This window comes from Streptomyces parvus, assembly GCF_032121415.1.
Lineage (GTDB): Bacteria > Actinomycetota > Actinomycetes > Streptomycetales > Streptomycetaceae > Streptomyces > Streptomyces globisporus_A.
In genome coordinates this window covers 1,284,182-1,300,112 of the sequence record NZ_CP135079.1, presented here as the reverse complement: position 1 = coordinate 1,300,112, position 15,931 = coordinate 1,284,182, and the positions used below count along the sequence as shown (strand labels likewise).

16 protein-coding genes are annotated in these 15,931 nt (G+C 72.2%); 7 read left to right on the top strand and 9 right to left on the bottom strand.

What is annotated here, in order from left to right:
* Positions 1-45: 45 nt before the first annotated feature.
* Positions 46-816, bottom strand: coding sequence for an IclR family transcriptional regulator (locus RNL97_RS06960; protein WP_006123634.1), 771 nt, complete (start codon positions 814-816; stop codon positions 46-48).
* Between the two features lie 248 nt (positions 817-1,064).
* Between RNL97_RS06960 and RNL97_RS06955 the strand changes: the two genes are divergently transcribed.
* A complete protein-coding gene (locus tag RNL97_RS06955; RefSeq protein WP_243313698.1) occupies positions 1,065-2,588 on the top strand; it encodes an aldehyde dehydrogenase (NADP(+)) in 1,524 nt (507 codons plus the stop codon).
* Entirely contained in the window at positions 2,585-3,196 is a 612-nt protein-coding gene (locus RNL97_RS06950; RefSeq protein WP_030586533.1) for a DUF1349 domain-containing protein, read from the top strand. Before RNL97_RS06955 ends, RNL97_RS06950 begins: the two co-directional genes overlap by 4 nt.
* Positions 3,197-3,257: 61 nt before the next feature.
* On the opposite strand, the gene RNL97_RS06945 is transcribed toward RNL97_RS06950, so the two are convergent.
* Entirely contained in the window at positions 3,258-3,641 is a 384-nt protein-coding gene (locus tag RNL97_RS06945; RefSeq protein ID WP_030586531.1) for a VOC family protein, read from the bottom strand.
* 146 nt (positions 3,642-3,787) lie between these two features.
* On the opposite strand from RNL97_RS06945, the gene RNL97_RS06940 reads away from it, so the two are divergent.
* Together RNL97_RS06940 and RNL97_RS06935 are read left to right on the top strand one after the other, a co-directional pair.
* Entirely contained in the window at positions 3,788-4,504 is a 717-nt protein-coding gene (locus RNL97_RS06940) for a DsbA family oxidoreductase (RefSeq protein WP_030586528.1), read from the top strand.
* 124 nt (positions 4,505-4,628) lie between these two features.
* A complete protein-coding gene (locus RNL97_RS06935) occupies positions 4,629-5,687 on the top strand; it encodes an aminotransferase class V-fold PLP-dependent enzyme (protein WP_030586524.1) in 1,059 nt (352 codons plus the stop codon).
* A gap of 15 nt (positions 5,688-5,702) precedes the next feature.
* On the opposite strand, the gene RNL97_RS06930 is transcribed toward RNL97_RS06935, so the two are convergent.
* The gene (locus RNL97_RS06930) at positions 5,703-6,224 is read right to left on the bottom strand and encodes a MarR family winged helix-turn-helix transcriptional regulator (RefSeq protein WP_030586521.1); all 522 of its coding nucleotides are present in this window, start codon (positions 6,222-6,224) and stop codon (positions 5,703-5,705) included.
* Positions 6,225-6,400: 176 nt separating this feature from the next.
* Here RNL97_RS06930 and RNL97_RS06925 point away from each other — a divergent pair, with 176 nt between their 5' ends.
* Complete coding sequence (locus RNL97_RS06925; protein WP_030586518.1) at positions 6,401-7,471, top strand: alkene reductase; 1,071 nt, start codon at positions 6,401-6,403, stop codon at positions 7,469-7,471.
* Here the strand turns inward: RNL97_RS06925 and RNL97_RS06920 are convergent.
* From RNL97_RS06920 to RNL97_RS06895, 6 genes are all read right to left on the bottom strand, one after another.
* Complete coding sequence (locus RNL97_RS06920) at positions 7,447-8,481, bottom strand: VOC family protein (RefSeq protein ID WP_030586515.1); 1,035 nt, start codon at positions 8,479-8,481, stop codon at positions 7,447-7,449. The two genes, RNL97_RS06925 and RNL97_RS06920, sit on opposite strands and share 25 nt — an antisense overlap.
* Before the next feature lie 146 nt (positions 8,482-8,627).
* Positions 8,628-9,521, bottom strand: coding sequence for an ectoine hydroxylase (gene thpD, locus RNL97_RS06915; RefSeq protein WP_030586513.1), 894 nt, complete (start codon positions 9,519-9,521; stop codon positions 8,628-8,630).
* Positions 9,522-9,524: 3 nt separating this feature from the next.
* Positions 9,525-9,923, bottom strand: a complete 399-nt coding sequence (locus tag RNL97_RS06910; RefSeq protein WP_006123624.1) for an ectoine synthase — start codon at positions 9,921-9,923, stop codon at positions 9,525-9,527.
* Positions 9,924-10,012: 89 nt separating this feature from the next.
* Positions 10,013-11,275 (bottom strand): diaminobutyrate--2-oxoglutarate transaminase, encoded by a 1,263-nt coding sequence (gene ectB, locus RNL97_RS06905; protein WP_030586508.1) that lies wholly within the window; start codon positions 11,273-11,275, stop codon positions 10,013-10,015.
* 196 nt (positions 11,276-11,471) lie between these two features.
* On the bottom strand, positions 11,472-12,002 hold the full coding sequence (ectA, locus tag RNL97_RS06900) for a diaminobutyrate acetyltransferase (protein ID WP_078652086.1): 531 nt from the start codon (positions 12,000-12,002) through the stop codon (positions 11,472-11,474).
* Between the two features lie 309 nt (positions 12,003-12,311).
* Entirely contained in the window at positions 12,312-13,418 is a 1,107-nt protein-coding gene (locus RNL97_RS06895; protein WP_243313692.1) for a pyridoxal-phosphate-dependent aminotransferase family protein, read from the bottom strand.
* 148 nt (positions 13,419-13,566) lie between these two features.
* Here RNL97_RS06895 and RNL97_RS06890 point away from each other — a divergent pair, with 148 nt between their 5' ends.
* Complete coding sequence (locus RNL97_RS06890; RefSeq protein WP_030586501.1) at positions 13,567-14,643, top strand: amidohydrolase family protein; 1,077 nt, start codon at positions 13,567-13,569, stop codon at positions 14,641-14,643.
* A gap of 303 nt (positions 14,644-14,946) precedes the next feature.
* The gene (locus RNL97_RS06885) at positions 14,947-15,882 is read left to right on the top strand and encodes an SCO1860 family LAETG-anchored protein (RefSeq protein ID WP_243313687.1); all 936 of its coding nucleotides are present in this window, start codon (positions 14,947-14,949) and stop codon (positions 15,880-15,882) included.
* The last annotated feature ends 49 nt before the right edge of the window (positions 15,883-15,931 follow it).

Below are 15,931 nucleotides of genomic sequence, written 5' to 3'. Positions count from 1 at the left end.
ACCTCGTCGGTCTCCTCGCCCCGGGCCCGGGCGAACCCCCGGTCATCAGAGCCGCCGCGTCGCGAGGGAGAGCCGGTCCCGGGCGTCGAACAGGGCGTCCTTCACCATCTGTTCGTGGCCCGGGGTGAGCCGGGCGACCGGCACCGAGCAGCTGATCGCGTCCCGGGCGGGCGTCCGGTAGGGGATCGCCACACCGAAGCAGCGCAGGCCGAGGGTGTTCTCCTCGCGGTCCACCGCGTACCCCTGCTCGCGGACCAGCCGCAGCTCCTCGATGAGCTTCTCGCGGTCCGTGATGGTGTGTTCGGTCAGCGCGGGCAGCGTCTCGGGCAGCATCTTGCGGACCTGCTCGTCGCTGTGGGTGGCCAGCAGGGCCTTGCCCAGCGAGGTGGAGTGCGCGGGCAGCCGGCGGCCGACCCGGGTGAAGGGGCGCAGATAGTGCTGGGACTGCCGGGTCGCGAGGTAGACCACGTTCGTCCCGTCGAGGCGGGCCAGGTGGATGGTCTCCGTGGTGTCGTCGGACAGCCGGTCCAGCGTCGGCCGCGCGGCGGCCACGACCTCGTCGCCGTCGATGTACGAGGTGCCGACCAGCAGGGCGCGGACACCGATCCCGTACCGGGTGCCCGTCGCGTCCGTCTCGACCCAGCCCAGTTCCACCAGGGTGCGCAGCAGCATGTAGAGGCTGGACTTGGGGTAGCCGACCGCCTCCTGGACGGCGGCCAGCGAGTGCATGCCGGGCCGCCCCGCGAAGTATTCGAGGAGCTCCACGGTCCGTACCGCGGACTTGACCTGTGCCCCACCGGACTCGGCGACCGACATCGCCCACGCCCCCTTCTTCTCCAGCTCATCGACTTCTCGTCCGCGTCGCCGTCCGAAAAGCCGCCACACGATTGCCAACTCGGAACGCCCGGAAATAGAGTCTCAGCACATTCACGATCAGGAACTCTGTTCAGAATACCGAACACTTGCTGATGTGCGGCCGAAGTCGGCCGGGGCGCCGACCGGGCGTCGGTCGCACGGCGATCGGGGCCGGCCGGGGACCGGTCGCGCGACGGAAGGGAATCACGGTGAGCGCAGTACCAGTCTGGAGTGTCGACCCCCGAACCGGGAACCCACGCGAGCAGGTTGCCGTGGAGGCCACCGCCGAGGAGATCGACCGCGCGGTCCGGTCGGCCCACGCCGTGCGGGGCGCCCTCGCCGACCGGGTGGCGCGCGCCGCGTTCCTGCGGGCGGCGGCAGAGCTGCTGGAGGAGTCCGGCGAGCACATCATCGAGGCCGCCGACGCGGAGACCGCCCTCGGGCCGGCCCGGCTCACCGGCGAACTCGCCCGTACCGCGGCCCAGTTCAGAGCCTTCGCGGAGGTCGTCGACGAGGGCGCCTACCTCGACGTCCACATCGACCACCCGGACGCCTCCCGGACCCCGCCCCGGCCCGACCTGCGCCGCTACAAGATCCCGCTCGGGGTCGTCGCCGTCTACGCGGCCAGCAACTTCCCGCTCGCCTTCTCCGTCCCCGGCGGCGACACCGCCAGCGCGCTCGCGGCCGGCTGCCCGGTCGTCGTCAAGGCGCACCCCGACCACCCGGCGACCTCCGAACTCTGCGCCTCGGTCCTGCGCCGCGCCGCCGCCCGCACCGGGCTGCCCGAGGACGTCCTGACCGTGGTGCACGGCTTCGACGCGGGCGTCGAGCTGATCCGCCACCCGCTGGTGAGCGCCGCGGGCTTCACCGGCTCGGTCCGCGGCGGACGCGCCCTGTTCGACGCGGCGGCCGCCCGCCCCGCCCCCATCCCCTTCCACGGGGAACTCGGCTCCCTCAACCCGGTCGTCGTCACTGCGGCCGCCGCCACCGAGCGCGCCGGGGAGATCGGCGCGGGGCTCGGCGGCTCGATGACGCTCGGCGTCGGCCAGTTCTGCACCAAGCCCGGTTTCGTCCTCGTCCCCGAGGGCGCGGCGGGCGACCAGCTCCTCAAGACCCTCACCGAGACGGTCAGCTCGACCGGCTCCGGCGTCCTGCTGGACCACCGCATGCGGGACGCCTTCGTCACCGGCGTACGGGAGCGGGCCGCGCTGCCCGACGTCGACGCCCCGGTCACCCCCGGCGCGGCCGGCGAGCACACCGTCTCCGCCGGATTCCTCACCGTGCCCGCCGCCCGGCTCACCGCCGAGGGGCCGCACGACGCGCTGCTGGAGGAGTGCTTCGGCCCGGTCACCGTGATCGCCCGGTACGCCTCCGTGGACGAGATCACCGCCGTCCTCGACCGGCTGCCGGGGAACCTCACCGCCACGCTCCAGACCGCCACCGACGAGGGCCGGGACCCCGACGCGGGCCCGCTGCTCGCCGCCCTCACCCCGCTCGCCGGGCGCATCCTCGTCAACGGCTGGCCGACCGGCGTCGCCGTCGCCCCCGCCCAGCACCACGGCGGTCCCTACCCGGCGACCACGTCCACCTCCACCTCGGTCGGCGCGGCGGCGATCGAGCGCTGGCTGCGCCCGGTCACCTACCAGTCCACCCCCGGGACGCTCCTCCCCCCGGAGCTGCGCGAGGACAACCCGCTGGGCCTGCCCCGCCGGGTGGACGGACGCCGCGCGTGAGCCTGCACCTGGACCGCATCCCCTTCGCCCTGGAGCCGGCGGGGCCCGACGGGCGCTGGACCCACGCGGACGGCGTCCTGACCGGCCGAGCCGGCCCCGGCCAGGACCTCTTCGTCCCCCCGTCCGGGGACGGCCTCGACCCGGTCTCCGACGCGCCGCGCCTGCTCGGCGCGGTGGGCGACGGGGACTTCCGGCTGGTGGCCCGGGTCCGCCCGGGGCTGGTGTCGGCCGGTGACGCGGGGGCGCTGTTCCTCCAGGTCGCGGACCGGGAGTGGGCCAAGCTCTGCCTGGAGCACTCCGCCGACCTCCCGACCGTCTGCACCGTCGTCACCCGGGGCCACTCCGACGACGCCAACGCCTCCGTGGTGGAGGAGGGCGTCTGCTGGCTCCGGCTGAGCCGCACCGGCAGCGCCTACGCCTTCCACGCCTCCGCCGACGGCGACAGCTGGACCTTCGTCCGCGTCTTCACCCTCGGTACGCCCGAGGAGCGGGCGGCCGCCCGCGTCGGCTTCCTCGTCCAGTCGCCCACGGGGGAGGGCTGCGGCGCGGTCTTCGACCGGATCGCCTTCCTGCCCGGGGGAGTGGCGAACCTGCGCGACGGGCGGTGAGGCCAGAGAGGAGGGGGAGGGCCGGGGCGCACATCACGGGTTCAGGGCGCGCGTCCGCGCGTCAGGAAACCGTCGCGGCCCGGTCGGACTCGCCGCGCAGAACGCAGAACTCGTTGCCCTCGGGGTCGGCGAGCACCGCCCAGCCGGAGCCGTCCGGGTTCCGGAGGTCGGCGACGAGGGTCGCGCCGAGGGCCAGCAGCCGCTCCACCTCCTCCTCGCGCGAGGTCTTCGGGCGCAGACACAGGTGGAGCCGGTTCTTGCCCTTCTTGGCCTCGGGGACCTGGTGGAAATAGAGCACCGGGCCCTCCGCCGTCATCACCTGCGTCTCCGGCATGCCCGGTTCGTCCTCGGGATGGAGCGGACGGCCGGTCACCTCGCTCCAGAACCGCGCCAGCTCATACGCGTTCACACAGTCGATCGCCACGTTCTGCACCACTGAGACCATGCGCGCGAGCTTTCCCGATTTCCGCTCCGGGCGCCAGCGGGCCGCGGCGCGGGAATCGCCAGGTCAGGTCCGGTGTTCGCAGGGAGACGTGACGTACGGAGGGCCTCTCCGCACGCCCCCCGTGAGCCTTGGAGAGAAGAAGAGTCATGCGCGTCGAGATCTGGAGCGACATCGCCTGCCCGTGGTGCTACATCGGCAAGGCCCGCTTCGAGAAGGGCCTCGCGGAGTTCGCCCACCGGGACGAGGTCGAGGTGGTGCACCGGTCCTTCGAGCTCGACCCCTCCCGGGCCAAGGGCGACACCGCGCTCGTGATCGACATGCTGGCCGAGAAGTACGGCCGCAGCCGCGAGGAAGCCGCCGCGATGGAGGCCAACGTCGCCGCCAACGCGCAGTCCGAGGGGCTCGGCTACCGCACCGAGGGCCGCGACCACGGCAACACCTTCGACATCCACCGGCTGCTGCACCTGGCCAAGGCCCGCGGCCGCCAGGAGGAGCTGCTGACCCTCGCCTACCGGGCGAACTTCGCCGAGGAGCGCTCCGTCTTCGACGACGAGGTGCTGGCCGCCCTCGCCGAGGAGGCCGGACTCGACGCCGACGAGGCCCGCGCGGTGCTCGCCGACCCCGAGGCGTACGCGGACGACGTCCGGACCGACGAGCGCGAGGCGGCCGAACTGGGCGCCAACGCCGTGCCGTTCTTCGTCCTCGACCGGCGGTACGGAATCTCCGGCGGCCAGCCCTCCGAGGTCTTCGTCCAGGCGCTGGAGCAGGCCTGGAAGGACCGCCCCGCCACCGCTCTCACCACCGTGGGCGGGGACGCGGCGGCCTGCGACGCCGACGGTGCCTGCGAGGTTCCGCGGAACTGAGCGGCAGCGCCGAGCTTCTGTCGGCCGCGTCGGTCGCATCGGTCGCGATCCATAAGTGTTTCTTTGGAGTTCCCCTTAACTCTTCGTAATTGACTTTGGGTTGAGGGGGCTTCAGGGTGGACGCATGACGATCCTCGCGCCCATCCAAGCCGCAGCCGTCGAATTCGCGCCCGAGGTCACCTACCTCAACACCTCCAGCTGGGGGCTGCTGCCCCGCCGGACGATCGCCGCCGTCAAGGCCCTGGCCGACGAGAACGCCGCGGGCCGCCGGGTGGGGGCCGGCAGCTTCGAGGCCGTGGAGGCCGCCCGGGTCGGCTTCGCCCGGCTCGTCGGGCTCCACCCGGACCGGGTCGCCACCGGCAGCTCCGTCACCGTCCACGTCGGTCTGATCGCCGCCTCGCTGCCGCCCGGTGCCGAAGTCCTCTGCCCCGAAGGCGAGTTCTCCTCCGTGGTCAGCCCGTTCGCGCTCCGCGGCGATCTGCGCATGCGGTACGCGCCGCTCGCGGACCTCGCCGGGGCCGTCCGCGATACGACCGCGCTGGTCGCCTTCTCCGCCGTGCAGTCGGCCGACGGCCGGGTCGCCGACCTCGCCGCCGTCCGGGCCGCCGCCGCGGCGCACGGGGCCCGCACCCTGCTGGACGCCACCCAGGCGGCGGGCTGGTTCCCGGTGGACGCCGGGGCGTACGACTACACCGTCACCGGCGGCTTCAAATTCCTGCTCTGCCCCCGCGGTACGTCGTTCCTGACCGTCACCGAGGAGGCGCAGGGCACGCTGCCCGCCCTCTTCGCGGGCTGGGTCTCCGCGGGCGCCCCCTGGACGGGCAACTACGGCCCGCTGGAGCGCCTCGCCCCCACCGCCCGGGGCTTCGACGAGCCGCCCGCCTTCCTCTCGTACCACGGGGCCGAGCACTCCCTCGCCCTGCTGGCGGAGGTCGGCGCCGCCGCCCTGTACGCGCACGCCACCGGGCTCGCCGCCCGGCTGCGGACGGGTCTGGCGGCCCTCGGGCACAAGCCGGTTGCCGGGGAGTCGGCGATCGTCTCCGTGCCGGGGCTCGACGGGCGTCAGCCCGAGCTGGTGGAGGCCGGGATCGCCGTCTCCGCCCCGGCCGGGAATCTGCGGATCTCCTGCCACCTCTACAACACCGAGGCCGATGTGGACCGGCTGCTGGACTTTCTGGCCTGAGTCGTACGGGACGGCTCAGCCGGATGCGGTCCGGCGCCGGTCGGGGCAGTCCTCGGTCTCCCGGCAGAGGTTCTCCTCGACCTTCGCCAGCAGCCGGACCAGCTCCGTGCGCTCGGCCGCATCCAGGCCCGCGAGCGTGTGCTCCTCCAGGCTGCCCCAGGCGGCCTCCACCGCGGTGTGCAGCGCGCAGCTCTCGTCCGTCGCCTCGACCAGCACGGCCCGCCGGTCGGCCGGGTCGGGGCGGCGGCGCACGTGCCCGGTCTGCTCCAGCCGCTGGAGCATCTTCGTGACCGTGGACGGGTCCAGCTCCAGGGCCCGGATCAGCTCCGTCTGCCGGACCGCCCCCCGGTCCCACAGGTGCATCATCAGCAACTCCTGCCCCGGGTAGAGGTCCACCCCCCTGAGCGCCTTGCCCGCTGCGATCCGGTGCAGCCGGGCCACCCGGGAGACGGCGTGGCTGACGGGCCCGCTGAGCGCCGCCATGGGCAGCGCGTTCGTACAGGCGTCTTCCGCGGGGGTGGCGCGGCCGGTGGTCATGGCGGGCTCCTGGGGGTCCTCGGGGCGGTGGGGGACGGCTTCGGTGATGGCCTCTGTGGCGGCTTCCGATGATGCCCGACGGTTTCGGACAACTTTACCTTGGTCGACCAATGAATGGGTTACAGTTGCTCCCGGCGGCGATCGTTGGCCGACCACATACTTATCCGGGAGCCCTCATGACCACCGTTTTCGACCCGATCGACCTGTCCGGCACCCCTCTGGCCAACCGCATCGCGCTGGCCCCTATGACCCGCAGCCGGGCCGGTGAGGGCGGCACCGCCACCGAGCTGACCGCCACGTACTACGCCCAGCGCGCCTCGGCGGGACTCGTGATCACCGAGGGCATCCAGCCGTCCGCCGTGGGCCAGGGCTATCCCTCCACGCCCGGCCTGCACAGCGCCGAGCAGGTCGCCTCCTGGCGTACGGTCACCGACGCGGTGCACGCGCAGGGCGGCAAGATCTTCGCCCAGATCATGCACGCGGGCCGCATCGGCCACCCGGTCCTGCTGCCGGACGGGCTCGTCCCCGTCAGCGCCTCCCCGGTCAGGGCCGAGGGGCAGGTCTACACCCACGTCGGCCCGAAGGACTTCGTCGAGCCGCACGAGCTGACCGACGCCGAGGTCCGCGCGACCGTCGCCGACTTCGTCACCGCCTCCCGCAACGCCGTGGAGGCCGGATTCGACGGGGTGGAGCTGCACGGCGCCAACGGCTACCTCATCCACCAGTTCCTCGCCCCCAACACCAACCGGCGCACCGACGCCTGGGGCGGCTCCGACGAGGCCCGCACCCGCTTCGCCGTCGAGGTCGTCAAGGCCGTCGCCGCCGAGATCGGTCCGGAGCGCACCGCACTGCGCATCTCGCCCGGCAACCCGTACAACGACATCGACGAGCCCGCGCCGGAGGCCACGTACACCGCGCTGGTCCGCGCGATCGAGCCGCTCGGCCTCGCCTATCTGCACATCCTGGAGGCCACCCCGATCCGCGAGCTGACCCTCGCCCTGCGCAAGGCCTTCTCCGGGACCCTCGTCATCAACGTGCACTCCGAGGGCCCCACCGGACCGGGCGACCACACGGTGATCGACGACGGCATCGCCGATCTGATCTCCTACGGGGCGCTCTTCCTCGCCAACCCGGACCTGCCCGCCCGGCTGAAGGCGGGCGGCCCGTTCAACACCCCCGACCCGTCGACCTTCTTCGGCGGCGACGCCAAGGGCTACACCGACTACCCGGCGCTCGACGCCGTCTGATCCTCCAGGGGCCGCCCGTCCCACCGCCACGCGGTGCGGCGCGGGTGGCCCGGCAGCTCGGCGCGGCCGGTGGCCCACAGCAGGACGGCCCACCGGTCGCCGCCCGCCGGCGCGTCCGGGAAGAGCCGGGCCAGCGCCCGGTCGCAGAGCGCGGTGGGCGGCGCCCATTCCAGCCCCAGGCCCTCCGCCAGGTCATGGGTGTGCACCAGGGTCTCCACCACGCCCATCGCGGCGAAGCCCTCCGGGTCCGATACGCCGTACACGTGGTACGCGCGCGCCCGGGGCGAAGTCGTCCGCACCATCGACGCCAGCAGCGCCCCGCTCGCCTCCACCGTCGCCAGCAGCCCGGCGGGCCCGTCCTCGCGGTCGACGACGAGGTAGCCGTCCGGTCCGCCCGGCCGTTCGGGACCGGACCGGAAGGGGAGGTTCTTCTCCAGCGGGGGCGTACGGGGGCCCAACCGGACGGCGTACGTGAACAGATCGTCGCCCAGGTGCTCCGCCGTCTCCCAGCACGTCCACTCCAGCGATCCGGCCCGGGCCTCCCAGCGGTCCGCCGGGGCCTTCGCCAGCACGTCCACCGCGAGCCGCACCGCGGTCGTCACGTCGTCGGCGGTCAGCGGCAGCCGGGTCCCGGTCAGTGCCGCCCGTTCGGCCGCGCCGCACTCCACGCAGAACTCGTTGCCCTCGGGGTCGGCGAGCGTCGCCCAGCCGCGCCCGTTCGGCCTGCGGTGGTCCCCGACGAGGGTCGCACCGAGCGCGAGCAGCCGCTCGACCTCCTCGTCGCGGGAGCGGTCGTGCGGCTGGATGTCGAGATGGACGCGGTTCTTGGTCTGTTTCTCCTCGGCCACCTGCACGAAGAGAACCGCCGCGCCGGGGGTTTCCACCAGCGCCTCCGGGTCGCCGGGTCGGTCCTCGTCGGAGAGCGGCGCGCCGAGCACCTGGGCCCAGAAGCTGCCCAGCGCGTAGGCGTCGGCACAGTCGATCGTGATGTGGCGTACATGGGAAGTCATGGCCGCCACCCTCCCCGCCGACTTGCTCCCGGTCCAGCGAGTTACGCGACGACCGGCCCCGCGGGCCGCCCGCGCCCCGGTCCCGCGCGGCACGCGCGAAGGGCCGGGACGGCGTACCGTCCCGGCCCTTCCGCCTGCGCGTCGCGCTACTTCACCGGGGTGAAGTCCCGCGCCCCGATGAACTCCGGGCGGCGGATAGGAGCCGCGAAGGGCTCCTGCGCCGTGTTCTCCACGCTGTTGAAGACGATGAAGACGTTGCTGCGCGCGTACGGGGTGATGTTGTCGCCCGAGCCGTGCATGGCGTTGCAGTCGAACCAGGTCGCCGAACCGGCCTTGCCCGTGAAGAGCTTGATGCCGTGGCGGTCGGCCATCTTCGTCAGCGCCTCGTCGGAGGGGGTGCCGGCGTCCTGCATCTGGAGCGACTTCTTGTAGTTGTCCTTCGGCGTCTCGCCCGCACAGCCGAGGAACGACTTGTGCGAACCGGGCATGATCATCAGCCCGCCGTTGGTGTCGAAGTTCTCCGTCAGCGCGATCGACACGGACACCGTCCGCATGTTCGGCAGACCGTCCTCAGCGTGCCACGTCTCGAAGTCGGAGTGCCAGTAGAAGCCCGAGGCCCCGAAGCCCGGCTTCACGTTGATCCGGGACTGGTGGACGTACACGTCCGAGCCGAGGATCTGGCGTGCCCGGCCCACCACCCGCTCGTCGCGGACCAGCCCGGCGAAGACCTCACTGATCTTGTGGACCTCGAAGACGGACCGCACGTTCTGCGACTGCTTCTCCACGATGGAGCGCTCGTCGGCGCGGATCAGCGGGTCCGAGACCAGCCGGTCAAGCTCCGCCCGGTAGACGGCGACCTCGTCCGGCGTGATCAGCTGCTCGATGCTGAGGAAGCCGTCGTGCTCGTAGCTCTGCAGGTCCTTGGCGGCGATCGGACCCGGTGCGCCCGGCGCGGACCAGATGACCGGGTCCTGGCGGGGAGTGGTCATCTCGGCGGCGCCGCGCGAGGGGTACAGATCGGCGCGTACTTCGGTGGTCATGGTTCAGCCCTCCTCGGTCAGCAGTGGATAGACACCGTTCTCGTCATGGTCCTCCCGTCCGGTGACGGGGGGATTGAAGACGCACACGCAGCGGAAGTCGGTCTTGGGCCGCATGGTGTGGCGCTCGTGCCCGTCCAGCAGATACATCGTGCCGGGCGTGATCCAGTGCTTCTCGCCGGTCTCGTCGTTGGTGAGCTCGGCCTCGCCCTCGGTGCACAGCACCGCCTCGATGTGGTTCGCGTACCACATGGAGGTCTCCGTGCCCGCGTACAGCACGGTCTCGTGGAGCGAGAAGCCCACCTTCTCCTTGGCGAGCACGATGCGCTTGCTCTCCCAGGTGCCGGACGCGGCCTTCACATGCCGGTCGGTGTTCTCGATGTCACTGAACGATCGGACGATCACGGTGAGCGGTTGCCTTTCTCTTCTCTGCACGGGCCCCGGGCCTCGCGGCCCGGGGCCTCTCTTCTTCCACCTGCCCCGGCAGGACCGGGTCAGGCCGTCTCGCGGACGGAGCGGGCCAGCGTGCGCAGGCCCTCGTCCAGCTCCTCGGGGGTGATGGTCAGCGGCGGCAGCAGCTTGACGACCTCGCTCTGCGGGCCGGAGGTCTCCAGCAGGAGCCCCAGCTCGAAGGCGCGGGCGCAGACCGCCGAGGCCCGCGCCGGGTCCTCGAACTCCATGCCCCACACCAGGCCCCGGCCGCGGAAGTGCGCGGTCGGCTCCTCGGCGCAGATGGCCAGCAGCGTCTGCTCGATCTGCTCGCCGCGGGCCAGGGTCTGCTTCTCCATCTGGCCGTCCGCCCAGTACGCCTGCAGTGCGGCGGCGGCCGTGACGAAGGCCGGGTTGTTGCCGCGGAAGGTGCCGTTGTGCTCGCCCGGCTCCCAGATGTCCAGCTCCGGCTTGAACAGGCAGAGCGACATCGGCAGCCCGTAACCGCTGATGGACTTCGACAGCGTGACGATGTCCGGGGTGATCCCGGCCTCCTCGAAGGAGAAGAAGCCGCCGGTACGGCCGCAGCCCATCTGGATGTCGTCGACGATCAGCAGCATGTCCTGGCGGTGGCACAGCTCCTGCAGCGCCCGCAGCCACTCGGCGCGGGCGACGTTGATGCCGCCCTCGCCCTGGACCGTCTCCACGATCACCGCGGCGGGCTTGTTGAGACCGGAGCCCTGGTCCTCCAGGAGCCGCTCGAACCACAGGAAGTCCGGGACCGTGCCGTCGAAGTAGTTGTCGAACGGCATCGGGGTGCCGTGCACCAGCGGGACCCCGGCCCCGGCGCGCTTGAAGGCGTTGCCGGTGACGGCCAGCGAGCCCAGCGACATGCCGTGGAAGGCGTTGGTGAACGAGACGACGGCCTCTCGGCCCTTGACCTTACGGGCCAGCTTCAGCGCCGACTCGACGGCGTTGGTGCCGGTCGGGCCGGGGAACATCACCTTGTACGGCAGGTCGCGCGGGCGCAGGATCACGTTCTGGAAGGTCTCCAGGAACGCGCGCTTGGCAGTGGTCGCCATGTCCAGGCCGTGGGTGATGCCGTCGCGCTCGATGTAGTCGATCAGCGCTCGTTTCAGCACCGGGTTGTTGTGGCCGTAGTTGAGCGAGCCGGCCCCGGCGAAGAAGTCCAGGTAGGAGTGGCCGTCCTCGTCGGTCAGCCGGGCGCCCTGCGCACGGTCGAAGACGGCGGGCCAACCGCGGCAGTAGCTCCGGACCTCGGACTCCAGGGTCTCGAAGACGCTCAGTGCGGGCGGGGTGATGGTCACAGCGGATCTCCTGCGTGAGGGGGTGTGACGGGCGGTGGTCTGGTGCTCCCCGCCGCACGGATGCGGCCGGGACCGCGCCGGGTGGTCGGCCGGCGCGAAAAGTCGTGGGGACCGGGCGCACGGGTCGGGTGCGCCGGGCGGGGGTCGGGCGGCGGGGCGTACGGGTCGGGTACGCGGGAAGCGCGACCGGGCGGGCTCAGGTGGTGAACGGGCCGATCCGGTAGAGCACCTCGGGCAGGTGGGTTCCTTCGGGGAAGAGGTCGCCGTCGAAGAGGACCTCCTGCTCCAGCGCCACGTCGTGCCGCTGGGCGTAGGACCTGAACAGCCGGTCGGAGGCGGTGTTGTCCGGGGTGATCGTCGTCTCCACGGACGACAGTCCCTGGTCGGCGGCGACCCGGGCGGTCAGCGCGTCCAGCAGCGTCGCGGCCAGTCCCTTGCCGCGGTGGGCCGAGTCGACGGCCACCTGCCAGACGACCAGGGTCTGGGGGCGGTCGGGCCGGATGTAGCCCGTCACGAAGGCGATGGGCTCGCCGCTCTCGCCACGGGCGACGACGGAGGTCGCGGCGAAGTCACGGCACCACAGCAGGTAGCTGTACGAGGAGTTCAGGTCCAGGACCTGGGAGTCGCGGGCAATGCGCCAGATCGCGGCTCCGTCCTCCACTCGCGGCGCATCGATACTGAGGAATTCACTTCGGGCACGGGCAAAATCTGCTGGTGCGGCGGTCATGCGAATTGAATTTACCCAGCAAATTTCGAAATTGCATCGACGTAAGGGGTTGGGTGAAGGGCGCCCATGTGTTATCAGGCGTGCGCGAGCCGCCCCATGATCCGGGTGGAACTTCCCCCGCTTTGTCCTGAATTTAACGGGCATAACGCCGCCGATGTGGAGTCGGTCACAGGCTCGTAACTCTCCTGGAACGTGTCCGAATCATGAAGTTCGACCTGCGTGAAAACTGACGCGTTTAGCCGACGGGAAAGCGGGCAGAAGAATGCGGGAAGCTGCTTTCGATAAAGCGGCTCCCCGCATATGGAGAATCTATCGGCTCGGCCAGGTTTCCGAAACAGCTCGGCGGGCAGCCTCGATATCGACCTGCCGGCCCGCATCGGTCAGCGCCGCCCCCAGAGCCGCGAGCGAGGACAGCACCGCGCCCCGCGTCGCATCCGCCCCGTAATGGTTGACCCGGATCATCTCCTTGGACAGCGCCCCGCCGCCCGCGACCAGCGGCAGCGCGGGGTCCGCCGCCAGTGCCGCCGCGACCAGCGCGGCCGCGTCCGTCCCCGCCGGGGCGCGCAGCGTCGTCGCCACCGGGGCGGCGTCCCGTGCCGCGTGGACGTACGGTTCCAGCCCGCCGCCCAGCGCCACCGTTCCGGCCCTGGTCGCCGCGGCGGCCGAGGCGTGGCGGGCCATCACCGTCTCCAGGCCCTCGTCCTCGATCCGGGCCACACATGCCTCCAGGCCCAGCATCTCCAACTGCGCCGGAGCGTGCGGCAGGGCCGTGCGGCCGCCGTCGATCCAGCGCTCCTTCCAGTCCAGCAGCGAGAGGTAGGAGCGGCGCGGTGCGGCCGGGTTGGCGGCGATCCGCTCCCAGGCCCGCGCGCTCACCGACACCGCGGAGACCCCGGCGGGCCCGCCCATGGCCTTCTGTGCGCCGATCACGCACAGGTCGACGCCCCAGGCGTCCGGCAGCAGCGGTTCGGCGCCCACCGAGGCGACCGCGTCCAGCATGAACAGCGCGCCGTGCGCCCGGACCACCTCGCCGATCTCCGCGACCGGGTTGGTGTTGCCGGTCGCCGCCTCGGCGTGCACCAGCGAGACGAAGTCGATCTCCGGGTGCCCGGCGAGCGCCTCGGCGACCTGGTCGGCGGTCACCGCCGTGTGGAAGGGCACCACGAGGTCGACGACCTGCGCACCGCAGTCCCGCAGCCAGTTGCCGAAGGTCTGCCCGTACGGGCCCGTGACCACGTTCAGCGCGGTCGAGCCGGGCCGCGCGCCGCTGCGGATGCAGCCCTCCAGCGGCAGCAGCGCCTCGCCCTGGGTGATGACGACGTCCTGTTCCGTGGCGAGGAGCCGGGCCACGCGCCGCTCGATCGACGCGAAGTGGCCGGCGGTCAGCGGGGGCAGGTCGAGGAAGGGGTGCGTCACGGTGGGGCTCTCTTCGGGTTCGTCCGTCGGTCGAAAGGCACTGGCAGCCTACCGACGGCCCACCGGTGGCCTCGTACAGTGCCGCGTATGAGTGATCGGGTGAGGGATCGGGCGGGTGGTCGAAGTGCGTGACCGGGAGGAGCGGCCGTTGCTGCGGGTGAAGGGCCGGGTGCTCGTCGGCCCGGACGAGGTGCGGGACGAACTGTGGGCCGTGGACGGGCGGATCACCTATGAGCGGCCGCCCGGCGCCGACGGCGCGGTGACGGTCAGGGGGTGGGCGCTGCCCGGCCTCGTCGACGCCCACTGCCATGTCGGGCTCGACCGGCACGGCCCGGTCGACGCGGCGACCGCCGAGAAGCAGGCGCTCACCGACCGGGAGGCCGGGACCCTGCTGATCCGGGATGCCGGATCGCCCTCCGACACCCGCTGGATCGACGACCGCGAGGACCTGCCGAAGATCATCAGGGCCGGCCGCCACATCGCGAGGACCCGCCGCTACATCCGCAACTACGCGCACGAGATCGAGCCGGGCGACCTCGTGGCGTACGTCGCCCAGGAGGCCCGTCGCGGCGACGGCTGGGTCAAGCTCGTGGGGGACTGGATCGACCGCGACGCCGGGGACCTCACCGCCTGCTGGCCGCGCGGCGAGGTCGAGGCGGCCATCGCCGAGGCGCACCGGCTGGGCGCCCGGGTCACCGCGCACTGCTTCGCCGAGGAGTCGCTGCGCGATCTGGTGGAGGCCGGCATCGACTGCGTCGAGCACGCCACCGGCCTCACCGAGGACACCATCCCGCTCTTCGCCGAACGCGGCGTCGCGATCGTCCCGACGCTGGTCAACATCGCCACCTTCCCCGACCTGGCGACGGGCGGCGAGGCCAAGTTCCCCCGCTGGTCGGCCCATATGCGGCAGCTGTACGACCGGCGCTACGACACCGTGCGCTCCGCGTACGACGCCGGGATCCCGGTCTACGTCGGCACCGACGCGGGCGGCTCCCTGGCGCACGGCCTGGTCGCGGGCGAGGTCGCCGAGCTGGTCAAGGCGGGCATCCCGCCCCTGGAGGCCCTCTCCGCGACGGCGTGGGGAGCCAGGCGCTGGCTGGGGCGGCCCGGGCTCGACGAGGGGGCTCCGGCGGACCTGGTCGTGTACGACGCGGACCCGCGCGCGGACGTCCGGGTGCTGGCGGCGCCCCGGCACATCGTGCTGAACGGGCGGGTCATCGGCTGACCTGGCGGGGTGTTGACGGGCAGTGACGGATACGGTCGTCGGCTCGTTGGTACGGCTCGGCCCGTTCACGTACCTCGGCCTCCGCCGCGTGAATCGGGTGACGGGGAGAGGCGGGAGGGAACGCACGTGCCGAAAGATTCGAATATGCGCACGGAAACCCCCCTTTGGGGTGAACTCACGTCAGGTATCCGCCAGTTCACCCTCAGTGCGTAAAGATTCACGGAGTCGAGGCCACCGGCGCAGGCGATGTCCCCCATTGGACTGTGCCGGTGGCTCCATGTCTCTTGTGGGGGTTCCACCATCTTGAACAGCAACACCTTCCGTCTCGCCGCCGTGGCGGCCGCCGCCGCCCCCGTCGCTCTGCTTGCCGCCGTCCCCGCGCACGCAGCCCCGGCGACGCCCACCACCGGCGGTGAGGGCAGGGCGAGCGCGGTCGTGCTCCGTACCGGGCTCGACGTCTCGCTCCTCAACAAGTCCGTCCAGGTGCCCCTCAAGGTCACGCTCAACGAGGTGCAGGCCCCGGCCAGCGCCGAGAAGACCGCGCTGAGCGTCAACCTGGACGGGGTGGAGGGCCGCCCGGTCGACGTGCTGCGTGCCGACGTGGCCACCGCCGACGCCACCGTGGACGAGCGCAGGGCCGAGGGCCACACCAACCTGGCGAAGGCCCGGATCCACGTCCCCGGACTCGCGGCGCTCTCGCTCATCGAGGTCGAGAAGGTCACCTCCAAGGCGGTCTGCGAGACGGGCAAGCAGCCCGTCGCCGAATCGAACGTGCTCGGTCACGTCGCGGTGCTCGGCAAGAAGGTGACGCTCAGCGCGGGCGGTCCGACCCAGGTGTCGGTGCCGGGCGTCGGCGAGGTCTCCCTCGACCTGTCCGAGACGGTCACCACCGAGCGCACGGCGGCCGCGACGGCGCTCCGGCTCAAGGTGGCGGTCAACCCGCTGAAGCTCAACGTCGCCGAGGTCAACGGCGAGGTCACCCTCGCCGAGGCGACCTGCGAGACCCCGAAGGGGCCGAAGGCCCCCGAGGAGCCGAGCACCACGGGCGGCTCCACCGGCGGCGGCAAGGGCGACGTGACGACACAGACCGGCTCCGACACCGCCCCCGCCGAGGCCAACCTCGCCGAGACCGGCGGCAGCTCCACCACCCCGTACATCGCGGGCGGCGCTGCCCTCCTCCTCGCCGTCGGCGCGGGCGCCACCGTGCTGGCGCGCAGGCGCAGCAGCGGCCAGAGCTGATCCGTGTGACGGGGGCGGGGGCGGCGTTCGCGCGAAGAACGCCGCCCCC